We start from the raw sequence: 25874 nt of genomic DNA, 5'->3' as shown, positions 1-25874 counted from the left end.
GCAAACAGATGAGCCGGCCCGGCGCCGGCTTACTCTGCGATCCCACTTCGCAAGTGCGAACAGGCACGCTATGTGAGTCCCATGGCCAACTCAGAAGACACGCCTTTCGAACTCTTCAAGCAGGCGCTTGCCACGACCGCCAAGGCCATGAGCCAGACGCGCGATGTCGAAGCGTCGTTCGGGTCGGAAGCAGGGCGTGCCGAGCCGGGCAGGCTGGTGTTGCAGACCCCGCCGCGCGAGCTGACAGAAGCGCGGGCTGCACGGGCACGCGGCGAGGCGGATGCGCTCTCTCTGCGGATGGCCCATCATGATGCCGAAGCGCACAATGCCGAGCGCCCGACAGGAGATATGGCCCGTCAGGTCTATGAGGCAGCCGAGCGCGCGCGTATCGAGTCGATCGGGGCTCGCGCCATGGATGGCACGGCCCGCAATCTTGACGCTGCGCTTGCGGCCCGGTGCGAGAAGGCGGGTTACACACGGATGCAGGATCGTTCCGAAGCGCCGATTGCCCCCGCGCTGGAATTCCTGCTGCGCGAAAAGCTGACCGGCCGGCCCCTGCCTCCTGAAGCGGAGGGCATTGCATCGATCTGGCGGGATGAGGTGACAGAACGCGGCGGCGATGCGCTCGAGGAGCTGATGGGCCAACTGGAGGACCAGCGTGCGTTCGCCAAAACAGTCCAGAAGCTTATCAAGGACCTCACGGAAGGAGATGAATCCGGTGATGAGTCCGAGGATGACAGCGAGTCCGAGGACGAGAGTGAACAGGAAGAGCAGGATTCCGCTACCGACGACGCGCAGAGCCGGGATGACAGCGACGGCACCACCACCGAGGAGATGGAGGCTGGCGAAAGCGACGAGGCTGAGGGCGAGGATACAAATGTCGAGATCGAGGCCGACGCAGATGCTGAAGGCGATGACGAGATCGATGAAGCCGATGATGGCTCGAAACCCCTGCGTCCGAACTTCCGCGAAGGTGATGACAAACATGAGTTTGTCTACCGCACCTATACCAAGGCGCACGATGAAATTGCCAATGCGCCAGACCTGTGTGACCCAGAAGAGCTGACGCGTCTGCGCGCTTATCTCGATCACCAGCTTCAGTCACTACAAGGTGCGGTCTCCAAGCTGGCCAACAAGCTCCAGCGCCGCCTGATGGCGCAGCAGAACCGGTCATGGTCGTTTGACCTCGAGGAGGGTGTGCTTGACGCTTCGCGCCTGACGCGCGTCATCACCGACCCGACGTCGCCACTGTCATTCAAACAGGAAGACGATTCTGAATTCCGCGACACGGTGGTCACGCTGCTGCTTGATAATTCAGGCTCCATGCGGGGACGACCGATCATGGTGGCTGCCCTGTGCGCAGACATTCTGGCACGCACACTGGAGCGTTGCGGTGTGAAGGTCGAAATTCTCGGTTTCACGACCAAGGCGTGGAAAGGCGGGCTGTCGCGTGAGGACTGGGTCAAGGCGAACAAGCCCGCAGGGCCGGGCCGTCTCAATGATCTGCGCCACATCATCTATAAGTCGGCTGATGCGCCCTGGCGCCGTGCGCGCCGTAATCTCGGCCTGATGATGCGCGAGGGCCTGCTGAAAGAGAATATCGACGGCGAAGCCCTGAAATGGGCTCATGACCGGCTGCTGGCCCGGCCGGAACAGCGCCGGATCATGATGGTGATTTCCGATGGTGCGCCGGTTGATGACTCCACGCTGAGTGTCAATGTCGGCAATTATCTCGAGCGTCACCTGCGCCAGATGATCGACGAGATCGAGAACAAGAGCCCGGTGGAACTCATTGCTATCGGCATCGGCCATGATGTGACGCGCTATTATCGCCGTGCCGTGACGATTGTCGATGCCGAGCAGCTTGGCGGCGCGATGACGGAGCAGCTGGCCAGCCTTTTCGACGAAAAAGGCAATGCCCCGGCGCCTGCGGCCATGGCCGTGCCGCCCCTGCGCGGAGAAAAACGCACCGCGGCTGCAGCGAGCGGCGTATCGGGCGCTTCGTCAGGCGGACCACGTTATGGCGGACGTGACGTGAGGACCACGAGCCTCGCCGAAGCAGCGCGCAAAAGCACCAAGCGCTGAAAAAGCGGAGACCGGATTGCATGAGAGCGCGGCAGTTCACCAAGGCAATGGGCTGGCTGAGCGCTGGTCTTGTCCTCTGCCTGGCCACGGCCTGCCGTGGGTCAGCGCCTGAAGAGGTTTCCGCCCTCCCGGCAGACGAGGCATGGCAGTTCACTGAACATCGCGATCACCTTGTCGAGGCTTCGTGCCACGGGGAAGAGGCCAGGGGCTTCGCGCAGTCATTCCGGCTTGAGGCGCAGCCGGTCATGCTTGGCACGGCGGAGCAGACCCAAAAGGCCCTATCAGGTGTCAGCTTTGAGGGTGGATGGTCACTGCAAACGGAATTTGCTTCATTTGGCGGGCTGTCGGGGCTTAAGGTGCTTCCTTCGGGCGATCTTCTGGCTGTTTCCGATGGCGGGGCTCTGGTCGAGATTGGTTTTGATCAGAAGTTGCTTGAGCCAACAGGGCAGGCAACGCTCACCTTCCTGAAGGACGAGTCAGGCAGCATCCTGACTGGCAAGTCGCAGGCTGATTCAGAGGGGCTGGAATACATCGACGGTCTCGCTTTCGTGAGCTTCGAGCGTGATCACCGTATCCTTGCCTATGGTTATGGCGTGTGCGGCGGCAATGCGCGCGGCATCGAGGTGTCGGCTATCGGAACTTCGCCTGAGAGCCTCGCTGGTACGATCCGGGGCAATGGTGGCGCAGAAGCCCTGATGCTGGAGGATGACCGTCTGATCGCGGGCCTGGAAGACATCACAGACCGGCTAAGCCCGGTTGCTGTCATCGACGAGGCCGGAGAGGCGCAATTTGCCGCCCGGCCCTGGATAGACGGAGGCGATCTGCCGCTTGTCGGTTTCGACAGGCTCGAGGCCACGACCTACAGCCTGCACCGCGCCTGGAATCCTGTGACGGGTAATTCCATCATGCTGGGGCGTGTTGACGAGACTGGACGCTCAGTGCCTCTAGTCCGATTAAGCCGGCCCCTTTCGGTCGACAATTTCGAAGGCGTTGCCACTGCGTATGGCCCGGACGGGGCCGCGCGGCTTTTCATCATTGCCGATGACAATTTCAGCGATGGCCAGCAGACCCTGTTATTCGTGTTCAGGGTCGAGCCTTAAGAGCCCCACATCCGCGTTAGGTTGGAGATGGTCTTGTCGAGAGCGAGACGTTGCTCGCCCTGCGACGGCTTGAGGCTTGCCCGTACCGTCTCGAGGTCAAACAGGACCTCGCGCTGGTCGGTCCGCTGTATGTGGCTCTGGATCCAGCCGACACAGGCAAGTCTCGACCCGGCCGTCACCGGCGTGACCTGATGCAACGCGCCAGATGGATAAAGGATGATGGTGCCGGCGGGGGGCTTGGCTTTAAATTCGCCGGCAGGCGTCACAAGACAGAGCTCGCCGCCCTCATAGGCCTCCGGATCAGACAGGAAGAGCGTGAAGGACAGATCTGTCCGCAGGCGGTGTTCCTCTTGGCCCATGATCGCATTGTCGACGTGGAAGCCATAATGGCCGCCACCTTCAGTGCGACTGAGGAGAAGGCGTGAGAACCGCTTTGGCCTGGCAAGCCGTTTGATCTCGCCATTTATGGATATTGCGCGCATCAGGAAGTCATGCAGACCCTGTCCCGGTCCGGTCGTCAGGTCAGCCTGCAGGTTGGATTTCACTTCGCGTGCTGTCCGCCCGGCAGTCTTGCGCCCGTCCCGCCAGTCGAGGGCTGCGGCCTTCTTGTGAACACGGTCGATATCTGCCGGTTTGAGACCATCCGATACTGTAAAATACATAAGCCTGAACCATTGAATATGAGAATGATTTGCACTAAAGCACGGAGCTGGAAAAGTCATCCCTTATCATTTTTCGGAGTCTGTCATGACCTTTACGCCCCGTGATCTCGTCAAGTTCGGCCTGACCGCTGCCCTGCTGGGCACGACATCACTTGCTGCCTGTGGTGCACCCGAGGATGGCGAAGCCGGAGGCGAAGGCGCGGCAACCACAGAGCAGGCTGCGCAGACTGAAGAAACCTCAGCCTATGCCGGAGAAGGCGAGGGCGAAGGGGGATCTGCTTCATTCGCCGGTGAGGGCGAAGGCGGGGAAGGCGAAGGGGGTGAAGGTGGCGCGGCCTCCATGGACACGCTGCCCGTCGAGAACCGGCTTGCCTTCATGCGCGGACATGTCGAGGCCGGTCTGGCGCTCTACCGCGCTGGCGCGCCTGAGCAGGCGGCTCCGCATCTGATGCACCCTGTCTCCGAAACCCATGCCGCAGAACGCCAGGGCCTCGACGAACTGGGCTTCAAGGGTGACCTTTTCGTCGGGATTTCCGAAGCGCTGGAGAACGGCACGGAATCCTCTGAAATCGAGGGCGAGCTCGGCGAAGCGGAAGACAACCTTGCCATGCTCGCAGACAAGGCGGGCGGATCCACGCCGGACATTCTCAACTTCCTGCTCGACACAACGCTTGCGGAGTACCGGATCGGCGTTGTGGACGGAGAGATTTCAAATGCCGCGGAATATGCCGACGCGTTCGGTTTCGTGAAAGTGGCGTCCGACTATGCAGGCGATCTCGAGGGCGATGCAGGAGAAGCCGTCCGCGAGGAGCTCCAGGCGCTTCAGGCCCTGTGGCCGGAAGCCCCGCTTGCGTCCTCGACGCCGGCGCCTGTCGATGAGGTTGCCGCGCAGATCTCGCGGGTCCAGCTCGAGCTTTCGGCTGTTCGCTAGGGGGTTATCTCTTCAATGACGGCGGCAGCTTCATAGGAAGACCAGTCGGCCTCTCCCGAGAGGCGGGCGATCTCCACACCGGCCGCGTCATAGATAACGGTTGTCGGAAAGCCCTTGGCCCCGCTGTCATAGACGATGTCCCATTCCTCGGGCGGGGCGAAGTAGAAGTCGAGAACGCCGCCCGTCAGCTCATCAAGACGCTGGCGGGCATATTCCTTGTCCTCCGCGGCATCGACACTGATGGCAATGACCTGAAAGTCGTCGCTGCCTTTCTTGGTTTCGAGTTCTGCGAGTGAGGGCATTTCCCGCTCGCAGGGGCCGCACCATGTAGCCCAGAAATTGACCAGCGTGACCTTCCCGTCGAAGGCAGCCAGCGTCATATCGCCGCCGTCCGGGCCCTGGAATGTGGCATCTGAAACGCGCGTGCCCTGCTGGGATATATCGAGTTTGGACAGGCTGCCGGTTGCCAGTTTTTCAAGCGGACTGGTATTTCCCCCCGTGGACGTCGCGCTCAGCAATGCATAAGACACAGCCAGGGCAAGCCCGGCGATCATGAGCGGTATGGCGATTTTTGCGATACGGGGCATGTGTGGCTCCAATCAACAGGACTGACGATATGGCCGATAAGCAAGGCGAAAGCCAGCAGATGTGGGGGGGACGCTTTGCCGCGCAGCCGTCCGATATCATGCAATCCATCAACGCGTCGATCGATGTCGACAGGCGTATGGTGCTGCAGGACGTCGCGGGCAGTCGGGCGCATGCCGACATGCTGGCCGAATGCGGGATAATTTCGCATGAGGACAATGAGCAGATCCAGACCGGGCTTGATCGTGTTCTGGAGGAAGTGAAGGCCGGTACATTCCCGTATCGAACTGAACTTGAAGACATTCACATGAATGTCGAGGCGCGCCTGAAGGAGCTGGTCGGTGAGCCGGCCGGGCGTCTCCATACTGCGCGGTCGCGCAATGACCAGGTCGTGACAGACTTCCGTCTCTGGGTGCGCGGCGCATTGACCGAATCCCAGGCGGGGCTGCTTGAGTTGCAGAAGACGCTTATCCGGCGGGCGGCTGAAAACACCGATACGATCATGCCGGGCTTTACTCACCTCCAGACCGCTCAGCCGGTCACGCTGGGGCATCATTTGCTCGCCTATGTTGAAATGGCCGAACGTGACCGCGGCCGGATGCATGATGCCGCGCTTCGTCTCAATGAGTCCCCGCTTGGTGCGGCCGCGCTGGCGGGCACTGGCTTTGCGATCGACCGTGACATGACGTCTGAAGCGCTCGGCTTTGACCGGCCAATGGCCAACTCGCTGGATGCGGTCTCAGCGCGGGATTTCGCTCTGGAAGTCCTGTCGGCACTCTCTATCGCAGCCACGCACCTGTCCCGTCTTGCAGAGGAGCTTGTCCTCTGGACAAGCGCTCAGTTCGCTTTTGCGACCCTGTCAGATGGCTGGTCTACCGGCTCTTCTATCATGCCCCAGAAGCGCAATCCCGATGCGGCTGAGCTGATAAGGGCGAAAGCTGCCCTGATCGCCGGACAGTTTGCGAGTCTGCAGGGGGCGATAAAGGCCCTGCCGCTGGCTTATGCCAAGGACCTTCAGGACGACAAGCGTCTTGTCTTCGAGGCATTCGATACGTTCGGTCTATGTGTAAAAGCCATGACGGGTATGATCGGCACTGTCACTTTCGACGCCGACAATATGCGGGCTGCAGCCGCGAAAGGCTTCTCCACGGCGACGGACCTGGCCGATTACCTTGTGCGTGAACTCCAGATGCCATTCCGCGATGCCCATCATGTCACGGGCCGTATCGTCGCGGCTGCGGAGAGCGAGGGCGTTGACCTTGCCGCGCTGCCATTACAAAGCATGCAGAGTGTCGAGCCGCGGCTTACGGAGGACGTGTTTTCCGTGCTAAGTGTCGAAGCCTCTGCGGCCAGTCGGCAAAGCTATGGCGGCACATCGCCTGCACGCGTTACCGAGCAGGTGCAGTTGTGGACAACTAGATTGGGCCTGGAGGCCAAGGAATGAAACGGACCGGTAAACTACTTCTCGCCATGACGGGTGCCTGCGCCATGCTGGCGGCTTGCGGCATACGCGGTGACCTTGAGCGTCCGCCTCCCATATTTTCCGATCCGCCAAGCGAGGAAGCCAAGACGCCTGTCGATGTACCTGCGGCTTATGCCGAAGCGCCCGACAAGTCTGAGGACGAGGCTTATTACAACGAACTAGGCGGCGAGATCCCGAAATCCGATCCGGCAGCGGATGTTGGTGAAGACGGGATGGACGAAGTCGGGCCAGGCTGAGTTAAAGCGTGCATCATTTTCACTACAGGAACGGACGCCTCCATTGTGAGGACGTGTCGCTGGACGCGATCGCGGATGCGGTCGGAACCCCGGTCTATGTCTACTCATCTGCGACGCTGAGGCGGCATGCGCGGGTTATTGCTGAAGCCTTTGACGGCATGGATTGCCTGATTGCCTATTCCGTGAAGGCAAATGGCAATCTCGGTGTCCTCAAGACGCTTGCGGCCGAGGGCTGTGGGGCCGATGTCGTGAGTGGCGGAGAGCTGCAACGTGCATTAGTGGCGGGTATACCAGCCTCACGCATCGTTTTTTCCGGCGTTGGCAAGACGCGGGCAGAAATGCGCCTCGCGCTGCGCGAAGACATCCATCAATTCAACATCGAAAGTGCGGCAGAAGCCGAGGTTCTCTCTGAAGTTGCGTGTAATATGGGGAAGGTTGCCCGGATTGCGGTCCGGGTAAATCCGGATGTGGCCGCTGGCGGCCACCCGAATATCTCGACCGGCAAGGCGGGCGACAAGTTCGGTGTGCCGTGGAAGGAAGCTGAAGCTCTCTATGCCCGTATCGCTGAGCTGGACGGGCTTTCAGCCGTCGGGGTCGATGTACATATCGGCTCCCAGATTGATGCAATCACGCCGATGCAGGATGCCTTCCTTCGGGTTGTCACCCTTGTGCGCCGCTTGCGTGAACAGGGACATGAGATTACCCGGATGGACCTCGGCGGTGGGCTCGGCATTCCGTACAGGGCTGAAGACAATCCGCCGCCACCTGCCGAATATGCGAACATGATCCGCGAGGTTACAGAGGGGCTGGGCGTAGAAGTCATCCTTGAGCCCGGTCGGGTCATTGCGGGTAATGCTGGCGTGATGATTACCGAGGCGCTTTACACCAAGCCTTCACCACAACGGAATTTCCTGATCATAGATGCGGGCATGAACGATCTGATGCGCCCGGCGCTCTATCAGGCGCACCATGATATTCTCCCCCTGCGCGAGCGTCCTGACAGTGAGGACAGGATCAGCTACGATGTTGTCGGGCCGATCTGCGAGTCGACTGACAAGTTCGCTGCGGAACGTAAATTGCCCGCCATCGCGCCGGGCGACCGTCTTGCCTTCATGTCGGCCGGTGCCTATGGCGCCGTTCTTTCGTCGCAATACAATGCGAGACCTCTGGTGGCGGAAGTCCTGGTCGATGGCGACAAGTATGCCGTTGTTCGCAGGCGTCCGGCATTTGAAGAGATGATTGCATTGGAGACGACCCCTGATTGGCTGAGCTGAAGCGCATCCCAGGCATTGCCCCGAAGATTGCCCGCACCCGCGGACATCTCTGGCGGCTTGCGGCTGCACGTGCGTTCTGGCCCCCGTCAGTACTGGTTGGGGTTTTCCTGTTTCTTGCCCTGACAGGCGTTATGGATGCCGCGAGCGAGAAGCTGGCAGCCATATCCATCATCGCCTTTGTCTGCAGTGTAGTTCTCCTCGGCGTCATTGGCTTCATAAGATTTTCCCCGCCGGGCCGAAACGAAGCTATCCGCATTCTGGACCGCCAGTCCGACTTGCGGCCGCTTACAGCCCTCAGCGACAGGCCGTCGCGCCCCGGCGCGGACGGCGTGGCGCTCTGGCGCGCTCATGAGGTCCGCCTTACAGATGCAGCACGGCGTCTCAACGTCCCCACTTTCCGCGATGAGTGGAGGGCAACAGATCCACTGCATCTACGCTATATCATTCCGGGGCTGCTTGCGCTGGCGCTGATCTTCGGCTGGGCGGCTGCCGGAGACCGTCTGCAGCGGGCATTCTCGCCGGATATCGGCAGCCTGTTCGGTGCGGAGACAATCCGTATCGAAGCCTGGATCACACCGCCGCAGCATACCGGACGCCCGCCCGTCTTCCTGAAGTCCGGTCAGCAGAATGTCCGCGTCCCGGCGGGCTCCGAGATAACGGTACGGGCGCAGGCCCCCTCGGCTCCGAAACTGGTGATTGACGGCAAGGAGTCCCGCACTGCCAGCCGCTTTGCCGAAACGCCGGAAGGCGCATTCGAGGCCACCGGTATCATTTCGACTGACAGTGACGTACGCGTGACGTGGTGGGGCAATCGGGCGGGCTGGCAGGTTCTTGCATCACCGGATGAGGTGCCAGCGGTCGAGTGGGTGTCTGCCCCCGAGCTCACTCCCACCGACAAGACGGAATTCGGCTGGAAGCTATCGGACGATTATGGTGTCGAAAGCCTTGAGCTTGTGTTCACGCGTAAGGATGGCGGCGGGGATGGCACACCGGATTCGGTTAGCGTCCAGTTGCCCGGCGTTGCGCCCAAGGCGGCGGAGGACACCACCGCGATCGACCTGACGCGCCATCGCTGGGCAGGACTTGAAACCGAGGTGCGCCTGCGGGCAACAGATGGAGCCGGTCAGGCTGGCTATAGCGAGCCTGTCGATTTCGTGATTCCTGAAAAGCTCCTGCTGCAACCACTCGCGCGTGCGATCCAGGATATTCGCGTCACGATCCTGCGCGAAGATGGTACGTATGAAGGCCTGCCGGAGCAGGCAAATGCCGAAGCGCTGGAAGCGGGCGCAGTCTATACTGCCGCCACACAGAGGATCGGTTATGCGCCTGATGGTATCCAGCGCGCCTCACGCATGATCGAGGCTGTTACCTATAATGCGCCGCACTATTTCGAGGATGTCAGCCTGTATCTGGGCCTGCGTCATGCAGGCTCGGTCCTGCAGGCCTCGGTTACGACAGACGAGGCCGAAACCACTGAGCCATTGCTCTGGTCACTGACGCTACGGGCCGAATATGGCAGCGCTGCGGACGCCCTTCGCGCCCTTCAGGCCGCGCGCAAGGCGCTGGAAGAAGCGCTGCGCGACGGAGCTTCGGAAGCCGAGATCAAGCGTCGGATGGAAGCCTTCAGGGAAGCGGCCAAGAACTACATGGCGGCGCGCATGGCCGAGGCGCTCGCCAACGGACTGGATGCACCCCCCGATGATACTGACAGTGCCCAAAGGAGTGGCGGACAGGGCCTTGGCGGCTCTGACTTCGAGGACATGCTGAATGCGCTATCCGATCTGACTGAGACCGGCGCAACCGACCAGGCACGCCAGCTTTTGTCCGACATCACGAACATGCTGGAAAACCTGCAGTTCCAGCAGGGCAATGGCAGTGGAGACGGCTTCCCGGGCATGCCGGGTGAGCAACAGGGGGAGAATGAGGAAGACTTGCCGCAGGAAGAGCGCGAGCTGTCCGAAACGTTGCGTGATTTGTCGGATATGCTGCGCGAGCAGCGCGAGCTCAATGATGAGACGCTCGCGGAAGAGCGGGGCGAAGGAGCGCATCAGCGGCCAGGCCAACAACCTGGAGAGCAGCCTGATGGCCAGAATGGCGAAGAACGTTCTGCGCCCGGCTCAGACCTGGCCGGGCGGCAAGAGGGTCTTGGCGACACGATTGAAGAGTTTGCCGAGCGCCGCGGCGGGAATGGCGGTGAAGAAAGCGATGAAGAGGCCGAAGGCTTCGGTGAGGGCGGGGAAACCGAGGAAGAGCTTCTGGAAGCGATTGAGCGTGCCCAGCGCCGGGCGGCCGAAGCCCTGCGGGAAGGAAATACAGCGCGCGCCCAGCGCAATCAGGACAGGGCGACCGATGGCCTTCGGGACCTTGCGCAGGGCCTTGCCGGCAAGCTGGACGAGCTGAAACGTGAACGCCTTGGCGAGGAATATGGCGGAAGCGACGAGGAGACCGATCCGTTCGGCAATCCGACTGGCGGTGTTTCAGACGGTAGTGACGTGAACATTCCTGAGGAGGCAGAACGCCAGCGGGCCAAGGATATTCTGGAAGAGTTGCGCAGACGCTATGGCACGGCCGGCGATGAGGATGAGCGCGACTATCTGGAGCGGCTGCTCGACAGGTTCTAATCAGGATTAGAAAACAGGACTCAGGCGGCGCCAGGCCCGTCATCATTTCCGGTGTCTTCTTCACGTGCGAAGGTGCGCATCATGAAAATCGGGACAGAGCCCCGTTCCGTAACAGCCCAGTCCAGCGGCTGGTCGTGCGGTTCGGCAGGCAGATCGTCCAGCATCTGCGCGTGAAACCCGAGGCCACAGGCGAAGACGCGGCCCTGTTCACGCAAGCCCGCCAGCATCCGGTCATAGAAGCCCTTGCCATATCCGAGCCGTGTGCCGACCTTGTCGAAACCGAGCAAGGGCAGCAGGATCAATGTCGGTTCAATGAGCGGGGCACTCTCCCGTGGCTCGCTAAGTCCGAACGGGCCTTTGTCCAGGTCATCCCCCGCATGCCATTGCCGGAACGACATGGCATTGTCCTCATCGATGCGCGGCAGGGCCAGCTTCGCGCCCGCAGCTTCAAGCTTCTCCATCACGGGACGTGGATCCATCTCGCTGCCAATCGGCCAGTATCCACCAACGACCGGGCCATACCGCTCAAGCAGCTTCATCGGAAACTTTGCCGCAAGCGTTTCGGCGGCATCCGGATCACGGGCGCTCACCTCATCACGAAGGGTCTTCAGCTCGGCGCGCAGGGTGGTCTTGGCGGGATCTGCTGTCACGCCGTTTCCTCTTCTTCAATGCCGACAAGCGCATGAGCGTATGCGCGCGCGCTGAAGGGTTGCAGGTCTTCAGCCTTTTCTCCGACACCGATGAAATGAATGGGCAGGTCGTGCGCTTCAGCCACCGCGACAAGCACACCGCCTTTCGCGGTCCCGTCAAGCTTGGTCATGACGATGCCCGAGACCTCGGCGGTATGGCGGAAGGCCTCGACCTGGGAAAGTGCGTTCTGGCCAACTGTCGCATCGAGTACGAGGATGACATCGTGCGGGGCATCCGGGTCGAGCTTGCGGGTCACGCGCACGATCTTGGCAAGTTCCGACATGAGCTCGGCCTTGTTCTGAAGCCGTCCGGCAGTGTCCACGAGGACGAGATCGAGATTTTCAGCGCGGGCCCTTTCGACCGCCTCATAGACAAGGCTCGCTGCATCGGCCCCGGTTGGCCGTGACATGACGGGAATGCCGGCCCGCTCGCCCCAGACGGTGAGCTGTTCAATCGCGGCAGCCCGGAATGTGTCGCCGGCGACCAGTAGGGCCTTTGCGCCCTGGTCTTTCAGTTTCGAGGCGATCTTGCCGATGGTTGTCGTCTTGCCGGAGCCATTGACGCCGACGAACAGGACGATGCGCGGGCGCGGGCCATCGGAAAAATCAACGACCTTTTCGCGTGGCGTCATGATCTTCTCGATCTCTTCGGCAAGCGCAGCCTTGATCTCGGCGTCCGTCACATCCTTGTCGAAACGGCTCTTGGCAAGGCTTGCGGTGACCTTGCCGGCAACCTTCGCCCCGAGATCGGAGGTAATCAGCAGGTCCTCGAGGTCTTCCAGCGCCTCGTCATCGAGTTTGCGCTTGTTGAAGACGCCGGTGAGACTGGAGCCAAGCTTGGAGGACGATTTGGATAGCCCGCCGGAGAGCTTTTTCAGGAAGCCCGGAGATTTTGTCTCCTGATAGGGGTCGGCAGCATCCGCTGTACCGGGCGCGTCATCTGTTCCGGCAGGGCGGCTATCCTCGGCGGTGTCTGTGTCTTGGGGCCGTAGGGCTTCCTCCTGCGCCTTTGCAGCAGCTTCACGCTGGCGCTCGGCCTCTTCTGCTTCGCGGGCAGCTTCTGCGCGGCGTTCCGCTTCGTGTTCTTCTTCAAGGCGGCGCTGTTCAGCGGCAGCGGCTTCCTGCTGCCGGGCCACTTCGTCTTCCTGGGCATGGTCAACGGCTTCCGTTGCCGTATCAGCCTCTTCATGCGCCACTGCCTCGCGTGCCGCCAGCTCGTCGGCCGACAGTTCCGGAGCGTCCATGGCTGCGCCGGCGTCTTCAAGCTTCTTCTTTTTCTTCTTCTTGCCGAACCAGAGGATCATGCAGGTTCCCCGATCAGTTTGCGCCCGTCCTGGGCGACTATCCGCGCAGGGACGGGGCGTCCAGTCTCAAGCGTTTCAAAACCACGCAGGGCCACCTGCGAGAAGTCGGCCAGACGCCCAGATGTGTCCTGTTCGACCAGCACATCGCGCAGGCGGCCCACATGACTATCCAGATGATGCTGAAGGGCAGCGGCGCCGGTTTCACGCAAGCGCGCGGCCCTGTCCTTTATGACGGACTTGTCGAGCTGGGGCATGCGCGCAGCAGGTGTTCCCGGACGGGGGCTGTAGGGAAAGACGTGCAGGAAGGCGAGCCCGCATTCCTCGACGAGCCGCTGGGAGTTGGCGAAAGCCTCTTCGGTCTCGGTCGGAAAGCCCGCAATGATGTCGGCCCCCAGGGCGATGTCCGGGCGGATTGTGCGCAGCTTGTCTGCAAGCGCGATGGCGTCTTCGCGTGAGTGACGACGCTTCATGCGCTTGAGCATCAGATTATCCCCATGCTGGAGCGACAGGTGCATGAAGGGGGCAAGACGCGGGTCGCCCAGTGCCTCGAAAAGCGCATCGTCGATTTCGATCGCATCTATGGACGAGATTCGAAGCTGCTTTAGTTCCGGCACCAGCTTGAGGATACGCTGCACGAGATTGCCGAGTTGCGGCTGGTTTGGCAGGTCAGCCCCCCAGCTGGTGAGGTCAACACCGGTGAGCACGATCTCGTGGTGGCCGGTTTCGACGAGCCGCCGGATCATCTGGACCACTTCCCCAGCAGGCACGGAGCGCGAGTTGCCGCGGCCGTAAGGGATGATGCAGAAGGTGCAGCGGTGATCGCAACCGTTCTGGATCTGGACATAGGCTCGGGCGCGGCCCTCCATTCCATCGATGAGGTGCCCGGCGGTTTCGGTCACCGACATGATATCGTTGACGAGCACCTTTTCCGGGCCACGGCTCAGCATGTCCGCAGACCAGGTTTCTGCCTGCATCTTCTCATGATTGCCGACGACACGGCTGACTTCCGGCATGGCCGCAAAGGCTTGCGGATCGATCTGGGCAGCACAGCCGGTGACAACGATCTGTGCGTCAGGATTGTCCTTGCGCGCCCGGCGGATCGTCTGGCGGGCGGAGCGAACGGCTTCGGTGGTCACTGCGCAAGTGTTCACGATGACAGTATTGTCGAGCCCTGCCTTGTCGGCATGCCCCCGCATCACCTCGGACTCATACGAGTTCAGGCGGCAGCCGAGCGTAATCACTTTCGGCGAAACTTGGGGGCGGGTGTCTGTGGTCATGGTCAATCCGCTCAAATCGCGCGTCTGACCGCTTGTTTCAAGCCTTATGAGCTGCAGGCACCGACATGGGAACCACTAAAATCACCCTTCATGTCGAGTTTGCCCCCACCCGGCACACTTCCGTTCAAGTTCATCGTGCCATCTACCGTTTTCCCGCCATCGGAGGCTGACACTTTCATGCTGCCATTGATTGTGGCGCCTTGCTGGGTACAGGTGAGGTCGAAACTGATGCTATCATCCGTCGACTGGACGTTCGATGTCGTGCAGCCGTCCTCGGCGAGTTGGTCCGGCGAGAAGGTTGCATCCTCTTCGCTGATGCACTGCGTGGAGGAGTGGGTCTGGCCTGGCAGGTTCATTGACATGCCCTGAGCCTGCATCGTGCCCGTCATGCGGGATTCGGTTCTCCACTCGCCCGGCTGGACGCTCAGGCCTTGTGCGGCAGCCGTGCCGCCTAGAAAAAGTGTAAGCGCGGTGGCTGCTGCCAGTGTCTTCAGTCGCATAATTGTCCCCTCGGTTTACTGTGCCTTGCGGCCAGCCTAACCCGGAGAGACCCTTTACACCACCCGTCAGACCTCGAAGCTCATTTCGAGCTCGACCGGGCCGGTCATAAGGACATGGTCGTCGCGTTCACGCCATTCGATGGTGAGCTCGCCGCCGTCAAGAATGAGCTTCGCGGTGCGTTCCGTCTTGCCTGCGCGTGCGGCGCATACGAGGGCAGCGCACGCGCCGGTGCCGCAGGCCTTGGTGAGCCCGGCACCGCGTTCCCAGACACGCAGCCGGATCGTGCCGCGATCGATCACCTGGGCAAAGCCGACATTGACGCCTTCCGGGAAGGTCGGATGCCATTCCACGAGCGGGCCGATCTGGGGAATGTTATAGGCATCGACATCATCGACAAAGAAGACGGCGTGCGGATTGCCCATGGATACAACAGCCGGACGGGAGAGGTAGGGATTGTCCATGGGGCCAATGCGGACATCGACACCGCGTACATCCATCTTCTCTGACAGCGGAATGTCGGCCCAGCCCATGAGCGGTGAGCCCATATCGATCGTGACCAGGCTTTCACCAGCCTTCTGGCCTTTCAGTATATCGGCATTGGTCCGGATGCGGACATTGCCATTGCCGTTTTCCTCCAGCAGGAGGTGCGCCACCGCGCGCGTACCATTGCCACAGGCATCCACTTCTTCGCCGGAGGCATTCCAGATGCGCAGGAAAGCGTCGACATCCCGGTCATGCTCGATTGACATGACCTGGTCGGCTTTCATCTCGCTGGCGATGGCGCGGATACGCTCTGAATCCGGCGCAAACTTGCGGCCCCTTGCGTCAAAGATCGCAAAGGCATTGCCCGCGCCATTCATCTTCCAGACCTTCATGAGGGTGTCATGTAGTCGAGGGATGACGAAATCGGAAGACAAAAATTGTTACTTCGGAAGCCGTGTGGCGATGACCCAGCCGGCGACCTGTGCGGTGGCTGCGACGATTAGAAGGAGATCGGCCAGCGGGTGGCGCCAGAAAAGGGCCAGGATGGCCACGCCGATAGATATCCAGTCGACCCGGTCATCACTGATCAGGTAACCCGCCGGGCGGCGCTCGTTTTCAATGATCGGCAAATTCAGGCCGTGCCAGACGCGCTTCATATCGGGCGGGCCGAACACGTCCTGAAGTTCTCGCGGATCGGTGATCCCTGTGAGGTTGCAGAGCACGCGTGCATCGACATGGCCGATATCGACCAGTTGCTTGATTGTCATGGTGCCGAGCAGGCTCGCCACGGCCATCAGCATGGTCGCGAGCGAGACGCCAAACAGGGCAAGGCCTTCGAGGAGGTTTGTCATGGCCGCCCTAGATGGGGATCGCGGCCCAGTAATCGAAGTCGAGAAGCACATCCGGGTGATATTTCCCGTCCTCGCCGCGCAGCGGGAAGTCTGCGCAGGGATGGTTCTTCGCCGCCACAAGCCTCAACCGCAGCGCGCCCGTGGTATCGGAGAGTTTTGCTGTATCGAGCACTTCAGACCAGGCATAGACCGTGTCTCCGGCAAATAGTGGCCCGGCATGGGTACCGGCATTTATCGCCAGCATCTGGGCGGCGCTTTCCAGCCCGTTGAACGAAAGCGCGCGGGCAATCGAGATCACGACCCCGCCATATATGAGGCGCTTGCCGAACCGGCTGTCTTTCTGGGCGTGCGCGTCAAAGTGAACCTTGGCGGTGTTCTGGTAAAGGCGCGTGGCGATCTGGTGTTCGGCCTCTTCCACCGTCATGCCATCAACGTGGTCGATTTTCTCGCCAACCTCATAGTCACCAAACCGCCAGCTGGACCCGGCGAGCGCGGCGTTCCAGTCCTTGTAGGCGGGAGTGGGCAGATCACCCGGGACAACAGCGTCGGGCAGGTCCGGGATGACCGCTTCCGGGGCCGGACTGGCCGGATCCTTCTTGTTGACCATGACCCAGCGTACATAGGACAGAACGGTCTCTCCGTGCTGGTTCTCACCCCGTGTACGTACCCAGACAACACCCGTCTTGCCGTTGGAGTTCTCCTTGACGCCGATCACATCGGAAATCGCCGTCAGCGTGTCACCGGGATAGACGGTTTGCAGGAATTTCCCGTCGGCATAGCCGAGATTGGCAACGGCATTGAGCGAAATGTCCGGCACGGTCTTGCCGAAGACGACATGGAAGGCGAGCAGTGGGTCGATGGGGAGGGCATCGAAGCCGTTGGATGTTGCGAATGTTTCGGCCGAGTAGAGCGCGTGCCGGCTGCCGGTCAGGGCGCGGTAAAGCGAGATGTCGCCAGAGCTGAGCGTCAGCGGCGTGGCATGGGTAAGTTCCATGCCGGGGCTGAAGTCCTCGAAATAGTGGCCCGGATTGGATTTCGTCATACTGCCCTCTCGTCTCGCCGGGGCAGCGTCTGCCGCTTCCTAGCTGAAACGCGGCCCCATCAGGTGTCCGGCCATCACCTGCACCGTCTCGCCCCCTGAGATCAAGGCGGAAACCATGGACGTGCCAAAAAGTAGCCATGCAAGGATGCCCGCCAGGGCGAGCGTGACAAGATGCGCTTCCGGCCGGGAGAACGCTTCGCGCAGGCCATGCGGGCCATAGGCCACAAGCTGGGGCCCGAAGAAAAGCGCGGCCGACAGGACGAGAAGCACGCCAGCGAGAACAAGCAGGATCATCATGCCGCAGCTTGTCTCACAGATGTTTTGCTTTAGCGCTTAGGCGATCCGTGAAATTTGATGTTTCTCGCCCGTGACGACCGGTCAGCTGATCTCGAGCAGCTTCTCAATCGGGCGGCCAAGTGCGGCCTTGCCATCCTTGATGCCGATCGGGCGCTGGATCAGCTTCGGGTTCTCCGCCATGGCGGCATAGACCTGTTCATCGCTTGCATCTTCCGGCAGGTCGAACTTTTTCGCATCCTTGTCGCGCAGGAACTCGCGCGGGGAGCTGGCATCCATCTGCGCGGCGATCTCCTTCAGCTCAACAACCGTCAGGCGCTCGCTGGCATTCATGTACTTGCGTACTTCCGGCTCGACCCCGTTCTCCTGAAGCAGGGCGAGACCGTTGCGCGAGGTTGAACAGCCTGTGTGGTGAAGCAGTGTGTAGGTCATATCAATCTCCTCTGAACCCCGCTCCAGATGGCGCGGCAGTGGCACGGTTCAAGCCGATTCCATGACCTTGATCGCCTCGTCCACAGCGACGATCCGTCTGGCTTCTTCCAGGTGAAGGAGCTCGGTCATCTTGCCGTTCACCTTGAGCACGCCCTTGCCCTTGTTGGCCGGGTCGGCGAAGGCTTCGATAACATCGCGGGCCTGCTGGACGTCGGCCTCTTCCGGCGCGAAAATGCGGTTGGCGGTTTCGATCTGGCTGGGATGGATCAGCGTCTTGCCATCAAAGCCGAGCAGGCGGCCCTGCCGGGTCTCGCTTTCAAGACCCTCGGCGTTCGAGATGTCATTGTAGACCCCGTCGATGGCGACAATGTCATAGGCGCGCGCGGCCGCCAGTGTCAGGCCGAAGCTCGTCTGGAAGGCTGTGCGGGCCGGATCGGTGATCGCGCGGAACTCCTTGGCGAGATCGTTCGTGCCCATGACGAAGGCGGACATGCGCGTGCGGCCTGCGGCTTCTGCGATGTCCATGATGTTGAGGAGGGCCTTCGGCATCTCGATCATGACCCATAGGCCCATGTCCCCGGAAGCACCGGCCCGTGACATGGCATCGTCAAGGCGGTCGATGTCACCGCCATCAATGACTTTCGGGGCGAGAATGGCATCCGGCCCGGCGGCGACGGCGGCTTTCAGGTCATCAAGCCCCCATTCGGTGTCCAGCGCATTGATGCGGATGACGACTTCCCGCTTGCCATAGCCGCCTTCCTTTACAGCCGCGCAAACCGTCTCGCGCGCATCCTGCTTGGCGTCCGGCGCAACCGCGTCCTCCAGGTCGAGGATCAGCGTGTCGGCGGCCAGCGTTTTGGCCTTTTCCAGTGCGCGGGAATTGGCCCCCGGCATGTAAAGGCAGGAGCGGCGGGGGCGGTGCGTTGTCTGTGTCGTCATAAAACAAGCCTCTACGTTGGTCGGGAGTTACTGCGTTTAGTGCCTCTCCGCAGGGGCTGACAACATCTACTCGACTCTCTGGCCAAGATGTACATATCTCGACCCCCAAACTGTAAGTGACAATGATGCGATCATTTCTTTCTGTCTTCATTCTTTTAGCTGCACTCGTTTTTCCTGCTCAGGCGGCACCTGTTCAGCTTAGAGAAGCTATCAATGAGCTACGCAAGCGCGGTGCGACGCAGTTAGAGGGTGTTGTGTTGTCCGGTACACCCGTCATCAAGGGAGTTATGGGTGAGCAAGGGTTTAACGCCTCCATGCGTCAGTGCGACCGCCCTGAGTTTGCTTGTCGGGTATTGATTTTCCGGGCCTGCAAGAAACTTGCAGATACCAGTTTTGAGAACGCTCTCAGACTGGCAAACACCTACAATACGCAGACCGAGCCACGTGGGTACATGCTGGTAACAGCACAGGGGGGTGGTCCGTCGATCTGTATTCAGGCGCGGTATGATCTGAATGCGGGCAATGTCCTCGATCAAGTCGAGACATTTGCGTGGCAACAGAGCATCAAGAGCTATCTGGCCTTTCTCGAAGAAGAGCATCGTTCAAGTCTGACAGAGTCGATTCTCGAATAGGAAGGCTGGACGGGGCGGACTGATTACTGGCTCGCCTCATCTACGATGGCCTGGAGGGTCTGGGCAACCTTCTGGACGACCTGACCCTTGTCCGTAATGGCGTAGCGTTCAGCCATGGCGGGCACGTCCTTCCACAAGACCTGCACGCCATTGTCCGTCTCGATGACCAGTATCTTCATGGGCAGTTCGATCCCCATCGCCGGGTTGGCCTGCATCAGCGGGGTGCCGGCCTCGGGATTCGCGAAGATGAAAAGTGTCGACGACGAAAGCTTCAGTCCGGCTTCCTGTGCGCCTTGTGCATGGTCGACCACCTTGAACAGGGTCAGCCCACGCGATTCGATGGCCTGGCGCAGGCGTGCTTCAGTGACATCGAAGCTGTTGGCGCTGTCTGTGGAGAGGTTCATCTGGGGGGCGGGCTGGTCTGTGCCATATGTCTCTGCCACCTTGGCTTCCTCTTCAGGTGCGGAGATACAGGCCCCTGTCAGGGCAAGCGTAAGCGCAGCGAGGGCGAGCGGGTGTTTCATGATTTGCCTTTCCTTCCATGTCCTGCCACATCAACGCGGCAGCTGCTGTCGGGATGCTGCCTTGCGGCATGATTGGCGCTTGAGGCTCCCGATCTAGCAGACACGACAGGGAGACCCAACCATGCCAGTTAGCGGGCAAGTCAGCGGACAGGTCAGCCCCGGATTTGAGCCGGTCCGGGATGTTTTCGAAGAGACATTCGAGGCCGGTGAAGAGCTGGGCGCGGGCTTCTGCGCCATTCTCGACGGCGAGGTCATCATCGACCTCAAGGGCGGTTATGCCGACCGGCAGAAAGAACGGGCCTGGGACGGTGAGACGCTGGTGCCGGTCTATTCGACGACCAAAGGCATTTCCGCACTCGTCATCGCAAGCGTCATCGCCAAGCTCGATGAGGGCTATGAGACGAAAGTGAGCAAGATCTGGCCGGAGTTTGGCGCCGCCGGAAAAGCCGATGTCACGATCGCGCAGGTCCTGTCGCATCAGGCCGGGCTGGTTGGGTTTGCAGAGCCGATTGATCCGGATCTCTGGCTGGACCCACCAGCGCTGGCCGCAGAACTTGCAACGCTAGAACCACTCTGGGAACCGGGAACGGCGCATGGTTATCATCCGTCGACCTGGGGCTATCTTGCCGGAGAAATCGCGAAACGCATTGATGGGCGCAGCCTTGGCACGATCCTGCGCGAAGACATCTGCGTGCCGGCCAGTATTGATTTCCACATTGGCCTGCCCGCCGAAGAACATGATCGGGTCGGTGATATCATGAAACCGCGAGAGATGCCTCGCCTGGGAGATCTCAATGAATTTAACAAGGTCGCCTTCCTGACAAAATGGGCAGCGCCTGGACGTGGAGGGGCGGCGTGGCGCGAAATCGAGATCCCGTCTGCCAATGGCCACGGCACGGCGAAATCAGTCGCGCAATTGTACGGAATCTATGCCAATGACGGGCATCTTGATGGTAAACGCCTGATTCCAGCAGACTCTTTTGCGGCACTGACGAAGCGTCGGGTGATTGGGGAAGACCTGGTCCTGCCATTTGTCACGGAGTTCGCCAGCGGCGTGATGCGTAACAATCTTGGCATTTACGGGCCTAATGGAGAAACGCTTGCCCATTCCGGCTGGGGTGGCTCGCTCGCGCTCGGCGACCCGGACCGGCGGCTGTCGGCGGCCTATGTCATGAACCGCCAGTCCAGCTACCTTCAGGGCGATCCGCGTGCGCGGCGACTGGTCGATGCGCTATATGGTTGCCTGTAGGATATTTTCTGCGCCTTCCCGCACGGGGAGTGGTGTTTTCATGGTGTGACAGTGGTCTCGTGGCGGTATGAGAGCGGTCCAGAATTAGCCGCCCGCGAGGGCTGGCACGGTGTTTGCTCTGTTGTCCTGTGAAGCATGGCTTCATCATCATCAGACCTTCACGCCCCGGCCTCTTTCATGAGCGTCGGGGCTTTTCTCAGGTCTTCAGGTATAGCGCGCCGCGCGCGCCAGACGCCGGGCCTTGCGTTCGCCCATGACACTATCGGTCGTGAACACGATGAGCGCGGTCCAGATCAGGCCGAAGGCAATGGCATCGACAGTTCCGAACGGCTCGCGGAAAAGCAGCACGGCAATCAGGAACTGAATGGTCGGGGTCATGTATTGCATCATCCCGATCGTGGCGAGCTTCAGCCGCTTGGCCGCCAGTGCGAACAGGATGAGCGGCACCGCCGTGATCGGTCCGGCCAGCGGCAACAGCCAGTCAAGCCAGCGGCCATCCCCCACCCAGCCGCCGCCTTCGGTGGTCTGGAACCAGGCCAGCCAGATAAAGGCGACAGGAAAGAGCAGCGCTGTCTCGATACAGAAGCCGATGCGGCTGTCGACGCTGATTTTCTTGCGCACTGCGCCGTAGGTCGCGAAGCTGAAACAGAGCACCAGCGAGACCCAGGGCAGACGGCCAAGTTCCCAGGTCAGTACGCCGACGCCGCTCGCCGCAATCGCGATGGCAACCCATTGGGCGGTGCGCAGTTTCTCGGAAAAGAACACCATGCCGATGAGCACGCTGACCAGCGGGTTGATGAAATAGCCAAGGCTCGCCTCGGTCACGCGCTCGGCGGAGACGGCCCAGATATAGACCAGCCAGTTGATGGCGATGAGCGTTGCGGAAATGGCGAGAAAGCCAAGCCTGCGCCTTGTCAGTGCGCCGCGCAGGTCTTTCCAGCGTGCGGCCGCGGCAATGAACAAAAGCGCTGTCGGCAGGCCCCAGACGATGCGATGAGCGAGCATCTCTTCCGGCGCGATATGATCGAGCAGCCGGAAATAGAGGGGCAACCCGCCCCAGAGGAGGTAGGCACCAAACGCGCTGAAGAGGCCGAAGCGAAGCTCTGAAGACATGGTCTCGCACTTAGGGGGTCACGGGGTGGCGCGCTACCCGAAACTTGCTGCGGCCTGCGTGCAAATGCGCAGGGCCGGCATGAAAAAACGCCGCCCCGGTGTGGAGCGGCGTTTCGTGTTTTAAGTGGTTGAGGCCGATCAGGCTTAGGCGTTCACCGTATCCGGTTTCACGATGCCACGCTTGACCAGTTCCTCGGCAATCTGGATCGCGTTCAGTGCCGCACCCTTGCGCAGATTGTCGGAGACAACCCACATGGCGAGGCCGTGTTCGACGGTCGGGTCGGTGCGTACGCGCGAAACATAGGTGGCCCATTCGCCTGCGGCTTCGACCGGCGTGATGTACTGGTCTTCATCGGGGTTATCGACAACCTGGACACCATCGAAATTGCGCAGGACCTCGCGGGCTTCTTCCGGCGTCATCGCGCCATTGAGCTCGAGATTGACCGTTTCGGAGTGGCTCACGAAAACCGGGACGCGCACGCAGGTCACGGTAAGCTTGATGTCCGGATCGATCATCTTGTGGGTCTCGTTCCACATCTTGGCTTCCTCGTCGGTGAAGCCGTCATCGCGGAAGGAACCGATCATCGGAATCGCGTTGAAGGCGATCTGGCGGGGATATTCCTGCGGTTCCGGTGTATCGTTGACGAAGATGCCCTTGGTCTGGTTCCAGAGCTCATCCATGCCGGATTTGCCCGAGCCGGAGACCGACTGATAGGTCGAGACCACGGCGCGTTTGATGCCGACGGCGTCATGGATGGGTTTCAGCGCCATGACGAGCTGCGCAGTGGAGCAGTTCGGGTTGGCGATGATGTTTTTCTTCCCGTAGTTCAGGACATCAGCGCCATTGACCTCCGGCACGACCAGCGGGACGTCCGGGTCCATGCGCCAGGCCGAGGAGTTGTCGATCACGATGGCGCCGGTCTTGCCGATCTTTTCGGCCCATTCCCTTGACGTGTCGCCGCCTGCCGACATCAGGACGACATCGACCTTCGAGAAGTCGAAATCATCAATCGCGTGGCATTTCAGTGTCGTGTCACCATAGCTCAGCTCGCGGCCCTTGGAACGGCGGGAGGCGACAGCGAAGACTTCGTCTGCCGGAAAATCACGTTCGTCCATGATGTTAAGGAGTTCGCGGCCCACATTGCCTGTGGCGCCAACGACTGCAACTTTGAGTGCCATGTTATCAATTCCTTTTGCGAAGCGTCCCCAATAGCCGAGAACAGGCCGCTCCTCAATTAAAGTCTCTCTGCGCGCAGGGCATAGTCATGTGCGTCGCGCGGCAGGCTCAGCCTTGATTTAGCCTGCATGTAATGCACTCTCCGCGAATGTTGAGTGCAACGCCTGCAAACACTTTCAAATGGAGTCAGCCCTGATCGAAGACGTCATCTCCAAGTACATCAAATGCTACAATGACCGGGATATTGAAGGAATGCTCGATTGCGTCGCGGAAGACGTCGTTTTCGAGAACATTTCAAACTCCGGACAGAGCATGAAATTCGAGGGGCGGGACAAGATGGGCGAAGTCGCCGAGCTGTCGGGGAACGCCTTCTCCTATCGCCGCCAGAAGCTGGTCAGCCTCGTTATCGGGCAGGGCCGGGCGGCCGCCGAGATCGAGTTCGAGGGCAAGGCCGCCGTCGACCTGCCGAACGGCCTGAAGGCGGGCGAGACCATCAAGGTGCGCGGCGCAAGCTTCTTCGAATTCCGTGGCCAGCTGCTAAGCCGGATTGCGGATTATAGCTGAGGGCTTTCCCGCAAGTTCAGAATGCCGGAATCCGGGCAACATGGCCGGTAGGCCCGGCCTTCGACAGCCCCTGTGGCGCTTTCGGGATGGCGGGTCCGTTACAGACAGTCGATGATCGCGTCGGTCATTTCATCGGTCGAGAGGTCGCCGCCGAGATCGCCTGTGCGCGCGCCGGCCTTGAGGGCGTCGGCAACCGCCTTCATCACGCGGTCGGCGGCATCGGGCCGGGCGAGTGACCAGCGCAGCGCCATTTCCAGCGACAGGATGGCCGCGCATGGATTGGCGATACCCTGACCGGCAATGTCGGGCGCTGAGCCGTGCACGGGCTCGAACAGGCCGGGCACGCCTTCAGCGCCGAGGCTGGCAGACGGCAACATGCCGATCGAACCGGTCAGCATGGCCGCTTCGTCGGAGAGCATGTCCCCGAAAAGGTTGCTGGCGAGGATGACATCGAACTGTTTCGGGTTGCGCACCAGCTCCATCGCGCAGGCATCGGCCAGCATGTGGGTCAGCTCGACGCCTGCACCGCCGGCTTCATGGAGGGCAGTGACTTCCTGGCGCCAGAAATGCCCACTTTCCATGACATTCGACTTCTCGACCGAACAGACACGGCCTGAACGCCCGCGGGCGATCTCGAAGGCGACACGGGTGACGCGCTCGATCTCTGGAGCGGTGTAAACTGATGTTTCATAGCCGCGGCGCACGCCGTTTTCATCGGTGTCGATGCCGCGCGGTTCGCCGAAATAGACCCCGGAGGTCAGCTCGCGCACGATCATGAGGTCGAGACCTTCGACACGGTCGCGTTTCAGGCTGGAGGCATCGACAAGCGCTTCGAAACAGTAGGCAGGCCGCAGGTTGGCATAGACATCGAGGCCCTTGCGCAGTTTGAGCAACCCGGCTTCGGGGCGGTTGGCGCGGTCGACATCAGCCCATTTTGGCCCGCCGACAGCCCCGAGGAGGACAGCATCGCAGCCACGTGCGCGCTCCAGCGTCTCATCGCTGAGCGGCGTGCCGTGGGCATCGACGGCGGCACCGCCGACAAGGTCTTCCTCTATGGCCACGTCAGGCGCGACGTGTCTGGCAATGCGCTGGGCGGCAGCGATAACTTCCGGGCCGATGCCATCGCCCGGCAGGAGGAGAAGTGTCTGTGTCATCTTTTCGTGGTTCCGGATCGAGTGGAGTTTTGGGATCAGCCCGGCTGTCGTTCGAGCCAGGGCATTGTGGATACGCGCCCGGCCTCGAATTCTGCAATGGCGCTTTCGCTGGACAGGGTCTCGCCGATGTCGTCGAGGCCTTGCAGGAGGCTCGCCTTGCGCCCGGGCTCGATATCGAAGCTGATCTCCTCGCCATCGGGTGTGATGACGACCTGGCGTTCGAGATCAACAGAAAATTTATGGTTCGCGCCCCCGGCCTGTTCGGCCAGCGCCGCACAGATCTCGTAGGGCAGGGCGATGGGCAGGATGCCGTTCTTGTAGCAGTTATTGTTGAAGATATCGGCAAAGGACGGTGCGATCACGCAGGTGATCCCCTGGTCCAGCAGCGCCCAGGGGGCATGCTCGCGTGACGAGCCGCAGCCGAAATTCTCGCCCGCAATCAGGATGCCGGCCTGTCTGTAGGCGGGCTGGTTGAGCACGAAATCCGGATCGGGGCTGCCATCGGCGCGCGTCTTGAGTTCGTAAAACAGACCCTCTGACAGCCCTTCGCGTTCCGTGGTCTTCAGGAACTGTTTCGGGATGATCATGTCGGTATCGACATTGGCCATCAGCCGGTCATGGTGAATGAGCGGCGCGGCCGTGGTGGAGAGGGTCGTGAAGGCTTTCATGGAG

Annotated in this window: 27 protein-coding genes; 10 read left to right on the top strand and 17 right to left on the bottom strand. The window is 61.0% G+C overall.

Features of this window, described 5'->3' with window-relative positions:
- Positions 1 to 81: 81 nt before the first annotated feature.
- Both cobT and Q1K31_RS05170 read left to right on the top strand, forming a co-directional pair.
- A complete protein-coding gene (gene cobT / locus Q1K31_RS05175) occupies positions 82 to 2085 on the top strand; it encodes a cobaltochelatase subunit CobT (RefSeq protein WP_300377435.1) in 2004 nt (667 codons plus the stop codon).
- A 20-nt stretch (positions 2086 to 2105) separates the two neighbouring features.
- A complete protein-coding gene (locus Q1K31_RS05170; RefSeq protein ID WP_300377433.1) occupies positions 2106 to 3185 on the top strand; it encodes an esterase-like activity of phytase family protein in 1080 nt (359 codons plus the stop codon).
- Here Q1K31_RS05170 and Q1K31_RS05165 read toward each other — a convergent pair.
- Positions 3182 to 3847, bottom strand: a complete 666-nt coding sequence (locus Q1K31_RS05165) for a Fe2+-dependent dioxygenase (protein WP_300377431.1) — start codon at positions 3845 to 3847, stop codon at positions 3182 to 3184. The two genes, Q1K31_RS05170 and Q1K31_RS05165, sit on opposite strands and share 4 nt — an antisense overlap.
- Before the next feature lie 85 nt (positions 3848 to 3932).
- On the opposite strand from Q1K31_RS05165, the gene Q1K31_RS05160 reads away from it, so the two are divergent.
- Entirely contained in the window at positions 3933 to 4778 is an 846-nt protein-coding gene (locus tag Q1K31_RS05160; RefSeq protein ID WP_300377429.1) for a hypothetical protein, read from the top strand.
- Here the strand turns inward: Q1K31_RS05160 and Q1K31_RS05155 are convergent.
- Positions 4775 to 5365 (bottom strand): TlpA disulfide reductase family protein, encoded by a 591-nt coding sequence (locus Q1K31_RS05155; RefSeq protein ID WP_300377427.1) that lies wholly within the window; start codon positions 5363 to 5365, stop codon positions 4775 to 4777. The genes Q1K31_RS05160 and Q1K31_RS05155 overlap by 4 nt on opposite strands.
- 29 nt (positions 5366 to 5394) lie before the next feature.
- Here Q1K31_RS05155 and argH point away from each other — a divergent pair, with 29 nt between their 5' ends.
- From argH to Q1K31_RS05135, 4 genes are read left to right on the top strand one after another with little or no spacing between them, the layout of a single operon-like run.
- The gene (argH, locus tag Q1K31_RS05150; RefSeq protein WP_300377425.1) at positions 5395 to 6807 is read left to right on the top strand and encodes an argininosuccinate lyase; all 1413 of its coding nucleotides are present in this window, start codon (positions 5395 to 5397) and stop codon (positions 6805 to 6807) included.
- Positions 6804 to 7082, top strand: coding sequence for a lipoprotein (locus tag Q1K31_RS05145; protein ID WP_300377423.1), 279 nt, complete (start codon positions 6804 to 6806; stop codon positions 7080 to 7082). The genes argH and Q1K31_RS05145 overlap by 4 nt, the downstream gene beginning before the upstream one ends.
- Positions 7083 to 7090: 8 nt before the next feature.
- Entirely contained in the window at positions 7091 to 8356 is a 1266-nt protein-coding gene (gene lysA, locus Q1K31_RS05140) for a diaminopimelate decarboxylase (RefSeq protein WP_300377421.1), read from the top strand.
- Complete coding sequence (locus tag Q1K31_RS05135) at positions 8344 to 10977, top strand: DUF4175 family protein (RefSeq protein ID WP_300377419.1); 2634 nt, start codon at positions 8344 to 8346, stop codon at positions 10975 to 10977. The genes lysA and Q1K31_RS05135 overlap by 13 nt, the downstream gene beginning before the upstream one ends.
- Before the next feature lie 20 nt (positions 10978 to 10997).
- Here Q1K31_RS05135 and Q1K31_RS05130 read toward each other — a convergent pair whose 3' ends face one another.
- The 10 genes from Q1K31_RS05130 to Q1K31_RS05085 form a co-directional block, all read right to left on the bottom strand.
- Entirely contained in the window at positions 10998 to 11627 is a 630-nt protein-coding gene (locus Q1K31_RS05130; protein WP_300377417.1) for a 5-formyltetrahydrofolate cyclo-ligase, read from the bottom strand.
- Positions 11624 to 12970, bottom strand: coding sequence for a signal recognition particle-docking protein FtsY (ftsY, locus tag Q1K31_RS05125; RefSeq protein WP_300377415.1), 1347 nt, complete (start codon positions 12968 to 12970; stop codon positions 11624 to 11626). The genes Q1K31_RS05130 and ftsY overlap by 4 nt, the downstream gene beginning before the upstream one ends.
- On the bottom strand, positions 12967 to 14247 hold the full coding sequence (gene mtaB / locus Q1K31_RS05120; RefSeq protein ID WP_300377413.1) for a tRNA (N(6)-L-threonylcarbamoyladenosine(37)-C(2))-methylthiotransferase MtaB: 1281 nt from the start codon (positions 14245 to 14247) through the stop codon (positions 12967 to 12969). Before mtaB ends, ftsY begins: the two co-directional genes overlap by 4 nt.
- A 44-nt stretch (positions 14248 to 14291) precedes the next feature.
- Entirely contained in the window at positions 14292 to 14747 is a 456-nt protein-coding gene (locus Q1K31_RS05115) for a DUF3617 family protein (RefSeq protein WP_300377411.1), read from the bottom strand.
- 66 nt (positions 14748 to 14813) lie between these two features.
- The gene (gene dapF, locus Q1K31_RS05110; RefSeq protein ID WP_300377408.1) at positions 14814 to 15623 is read right to left on the bottom strand and encodes a diaminopimelate epimerase; all 810 of its coding nucleotides are present in this window, start codon (positions 15621 to 15623) and stop codon (positions 14814 to 14816) included.
- 48 nt (positions 15624 to 15671) lie between these two features.
- Complete coding sequence (locus tag Q1K31_RS05105; RefSeq protein ID WP_300377406.1) at positions 15672 to 16082, bottom strand: hypothetical protein; 411 nt, start codon at positions 16080 to 16082, stop codon at positions 15672 to 15674.
- Positions 16083 to 16089: 7 nt separating this feature from the next.
- Positions 16090 to 17124, bottom strand: a complete 1035-nt coding sequence (locus Q1K31_RS05100) for a MaoC family dehydratase (RefSeq protein WP_300377404.1) — start codon at positions 17122 to 17124, stop codon at positions 16090 to 16092.
- 39 nt (positions 17125 to 17163) lie between these two features.
- Positions 17164 to 17421, bottom strand: coding sequence for a hypothetical protein (locus tag Q1K31_RS05095; RefSeq protein WP_300377402.1), 258 nt, complete (start codon positions 17419 to 17421; stop codon positions 17164 to 17166).
- Positions 17422 to 17502: 81 nt separating this feature from the next.
- Positions 17503 to 17850 (bottom strand): ArsC/Spx/MgsR family protein, encoded by a 348-nt coding sequence (locus tag Q1K31_RS05090; RefSeq protein WP_300377400.1) that lies wholly within the window; start codon positions 17848 to 17850, stop codon positions 17503 to 17505.
- 48 nt (positions 17851 to 17898) lie between these two features.
- Complete coding sequence (locus tag Q1K31_RS05085) at positions 17899 to 18789, bottom strand: CoA ester lyase (protein WP_300377398.1); 891 nt, start codon at positions 18787 to 18789, stop codon at positions 17899 to 17901.
- 122 nt (positions 18790 to 18911) lie between these two features.
- Here Q1K31_RS05085 and Q1K31_RS05080 point away from each other — a divergent pair, with 122 nt between their 5' ends.
- Positions 18912 to 19421 carry a hypothetical protein gene (locus Q1K31_RS05080; RefSeq protein WP_300377396.1) on the top strand — a complete coding sequence of 170 codons (510 nt, stop codon included), beginning with the start codon at positions 18912 to 18914 and terminating at the stop codon, positions 19419 to 19421.
- A 23-nt stretch (positions 19422 to 19444) separates the two neighbouring features.
- Here Q1K31_RS05080 and Q1K31_RS05075 read toward each other — a convergent pair whose 3' ends face one another.
- The gene (locus tag Q1K31_RS05075; protein WP_300377394.1) at positions 19445 to 19945 is read right to left on the bottom strand and encodes a DUF302 domain-containing protein; all 501 of its coding nucleotides are present in this window, start codon (positions 19943 to 19945) and stop codon (positions 19445 to 19447) included.
- Positions 19946 to 20066: 121 nt separating this feature from the next.
- On the opposite strand from Q1K31_RS05075, the gene Q1K31_RS05070 reads away from it, so the two are divergent.
- A complete protein-coding gene (locus tag Q1K31_RS05070; protein WP_300377392.1) occupies positions 20067 to 21194 on the top strand; it encodes a serine hydrolase domain-containing protein in 1128 nt (375 codons plus the stop codon).
- A 204-nt stretch (positions 21195 to 21398) separates the two neighbouring features.
- On the opposite strand, the gene rarD is transcribed toward Q1K31_RS05070, so the two are convergent.
- Both rarD and Q1K31_RS05060 read right to left on the bottom strand, forming a co-directional pair.
- On the bottom strand, positions 21399 to 22307 hold the full coding sequence (gene rarD, locus Q1K31_RS05065; RefSeq protein WP_300377390.1) for an EamA family transporter RarD: 909 nt from the start codon (positions 22305 to 22307) through the stop codon (positions 21399 to 21401).
- Between the two features lie 144 nt (positions 22308 to 22451).
- The gene (locus Q1K31_RS05060) at positions 22452 to 23486 is read right to left on the bottom strand and encodes an aspartate-semialdehyde dehydrogenase (RefSeq protein WP_300377388.1); all 1035 of its coding nucleotides are present in this window, start codon (positions 23484 to 23486) and stop codon (positions 22452 to 22454) included.
- A 178-nt stretch (positions 23487 to 23664) separates the two neighbouring features.
- Between Q1K31_RS05060 and Q1K31_RS05055 the strand changes: the two genes are divergently transcribed.
- Positions 23665 to 24048 (top strand): nuclear transport factor 2 family protein, encoded by a 384-nt coding sequence (locus Q1K31_RS05055; RefSeq protein ID WP_300377386.1) that lies wholly within the window; start codon positions 23665 to 23667, stop codon positions 24046 to 24048.
- A gap of 98 nt (positions 24049 to 24146) precedes the next feature.
- On the opposite strand, the gene leuB is transcribed toward Q1K31_RS05055, so the two are convergent.
- Positions 24147 to 25202 (bottom strand): 3-isopropylmalate dehydrogenase, encoded by a 1056-nt coding sequence (gene leuB / locus Q1K31_RS05050; protein ID WP_300377384.1) that lies wholly within the window; start codon positions 25200 to 25202, stop codon positions 24147 to 24149.
- Between the two features lie 35 nt (positions 25203 to 25237).
- Positions 25238 to 25870, bottom strand: coding sequence for a 3-isopropylmalate dehydratase small subunit (gene leuD / locus Q1K31_RS05045; protein WP_300377382.1), 633 nt, complete (start codon positions 25868 to 25870; stop codon positions 25238 to 25240).
- Between the last annotated feature and the right edge of the window lie 4 nt (positions 25871 to 25874).

The sequence above is a fragment of the Henriciella sp. genome, from assembly GCF_029936995.1.
Classification (GTDB): Bacteria; Pseudomonadota; Alphaproteobacteria; order Caulobacterales; family Hyphomonadaceae; genus Henriciella.
The sequence above is the reverse complement of the archived record's forward strand: the minus strand, read 5'-3'. Positions and strand labels throughout refer to the sequence as shown.

What these genes read in the sequence shown, in the direction of transcription:
- Q1K31_RS05145 (WP_300377423.1), top strand. Translation starts at nt 6,804, where the DNA reads ATGAAACGGACCGGTAAACTACTTCTCGCCATGACGGGTGCCTGCGCC.
- Q1K31_RS05105 (WP_300377406.1), bottom strand. Translation starts at nt 16,082, where the DNA reads ATGACAAACCTCCTCGAAGGCCTTGCCCTGTTTGGCGTCTCGCTCGCG.
- argH (WP_300377425.1), top strand. Translation starts at nt 5,395, where the DNA reads ATGGCCGATAAGCAAGGCGAAAGCCAGCAGATGTGGGGGGGACGCTTT.
- Q1K31_RS05060 (WP_300377388.1), bottom strand. Translation starts at nt 23,486, where the DNA reads ATGGCACTCAAAGTTGCAGTCGTTGGCGCCACAGGCAATGTGGGCCGC.
- Q1K31_RS05090 (WP_300377400.1), bottom strand. Translation starts at nt 17,850, where the DNA reads ATGACCTACACACTGCTTCACCACACAGGCTGTTCAACCTCGCGCAAC.
- leuD (WP_300377382.1), bottom strand. Translation starts at nt 25,870, where the DNA reads ATGAAAGCCTTCACGACCCTCTCCACCACGGCCGCGCCGCTCATTCAC.
- Q1K31_RS05080 (WP_300377396.1), top strand. Translation starts at nt 18,912, where the DNA reads ATGATGCGATCATTTCTTTCTGTCTTCATTCTTTTAGCTGCACTCGTT.
- Q1K31_RS05165 (WP_300377431.1), bottom strand. Translation starts at nt 3,847, where the DNA reads ATGTATTTTACAGTATCGGATGGTCTCAAACCGGCAGATATCGACCGT.
- Q1K31_RS05085 (WP_300377398.1), bottom strand. Translation starts at nt 18,789, where the DNA reads ATGACGACACAGACAACGCACCGCCCCCGCCGCTCCTGCCTTTACATG.
- rarD (WP_300377390.1), bottom strand. Translation starts at nt 22,307, where the DNA reads ATGTCTTCAGAGCTTCGCTTCGGCCTCTTCAGCGCGTTTGGTGCCTAC.
- Q1K31_RS05160 (WP_300377429.1), top strand. Translation starts at nt 3,933, where the DNA reads ATGACCTTTACGCCCCGTGATCTCGTCAAGTTCGGCCTGACCGCTGCC.
- Q1K31_RS05075 (WP_300377394.1), bottom strand. Translation starts at nt 19,945, where the DNA reads ATGAAACACCCGCTCGCCCTCGCTGCGCTTACGCTTGCCCTGACAGGG.
- dapF (WP_300377408.1), bottom strand. Translation starts at nt 15,623, where the DNA reads ATGAAGGTCTGGAAGATGAATGGCGCGGGCAATGCCTTTGCGATCTTT.
- mtaB (WP_300377413.1), bottom strand. Translation starts at nt 14,247, where the DNA reads ATGACCACAGACACCCGCCCCCAAGTTTCGCCGAAAGTGATTACGCTC.
- ftsY (WP_300377415.1), bottom strand. Translation starts at nt 12,970, where the DNA reads ATGATCCTCTGGTTCGGCAAGAAGAAGAAAAAGAAGAAGCTTGAAGAC.
- leuB (WP_300377384.1), bottom strand. Translation starts at nt 25,202, where the DNA reads ATGACACAGACACTTCTCCTCCTGCCGGGCGATGGCATCGGCCCGGAA.
- Q1K31_RS05100 (WP_300377404.1), bottom strand. Translation starts at nt 17,124, where the DNA reads ATGACGAAATCCAATCCGGGCCACTATTTCGAGGACTTCAGCCCCGGC.
- Q1K31_RS05115 (WP_300377411.1), bottom strand. Translation starts at nt 14,747, where the DNA reads ATGCGACTGAAGACACTGGCAGCAGCCACCGCGCTTACACTTTTTCTA.
- cobT (WP_300377435.1), top strand. Translation starts at nt 82, where the DNA reads ATGGCCAACTCAGAAGACACGCCTTTCGAACTCTTCAAGCAGGCGCTT.
- Q1K31_RS05070 (WP_300377392.1), top strand. Translation starts at nt 20,067, where the DNA reads ATGCCAGTTAGCGGGCAAGTCAGCGGACAGGTCAGCCCCGGATTTGAG.
- Q1K31_RS05095 (WP_300377402.1), bottom strand. Translation starts at nt 17,421, where the DNA reads ATGATGATCCTGCTTGTTCTCGCTGGCGTGCTTCTCGTCCTGTCGGCC.
- Q1K31_RS05155 (WP_300377427.1), bottom strand. Translation starts at nt 5,365, where the DNA reads ATGCCCCGTATCGCAAAAATCGCCATACCGCTCATGATCGCCGGGCTT.
- Q1K31_RS05170 (WP_300377433.1), top strand. Translation starts at nt 2,106, where the DNA reads ATGAGAGCGCGGCAGTTCACCAAGGCAATGGGCTGGCTGAGCGCTGGT.
- Q1K31_RS05055 (WP_300377386.1), top strand. Translation starts at nt 23,665, where the DNA reads ATGGAGTCAGCCCTGATCGAAGACGTCATCTCCAAGTACATCAAATGC.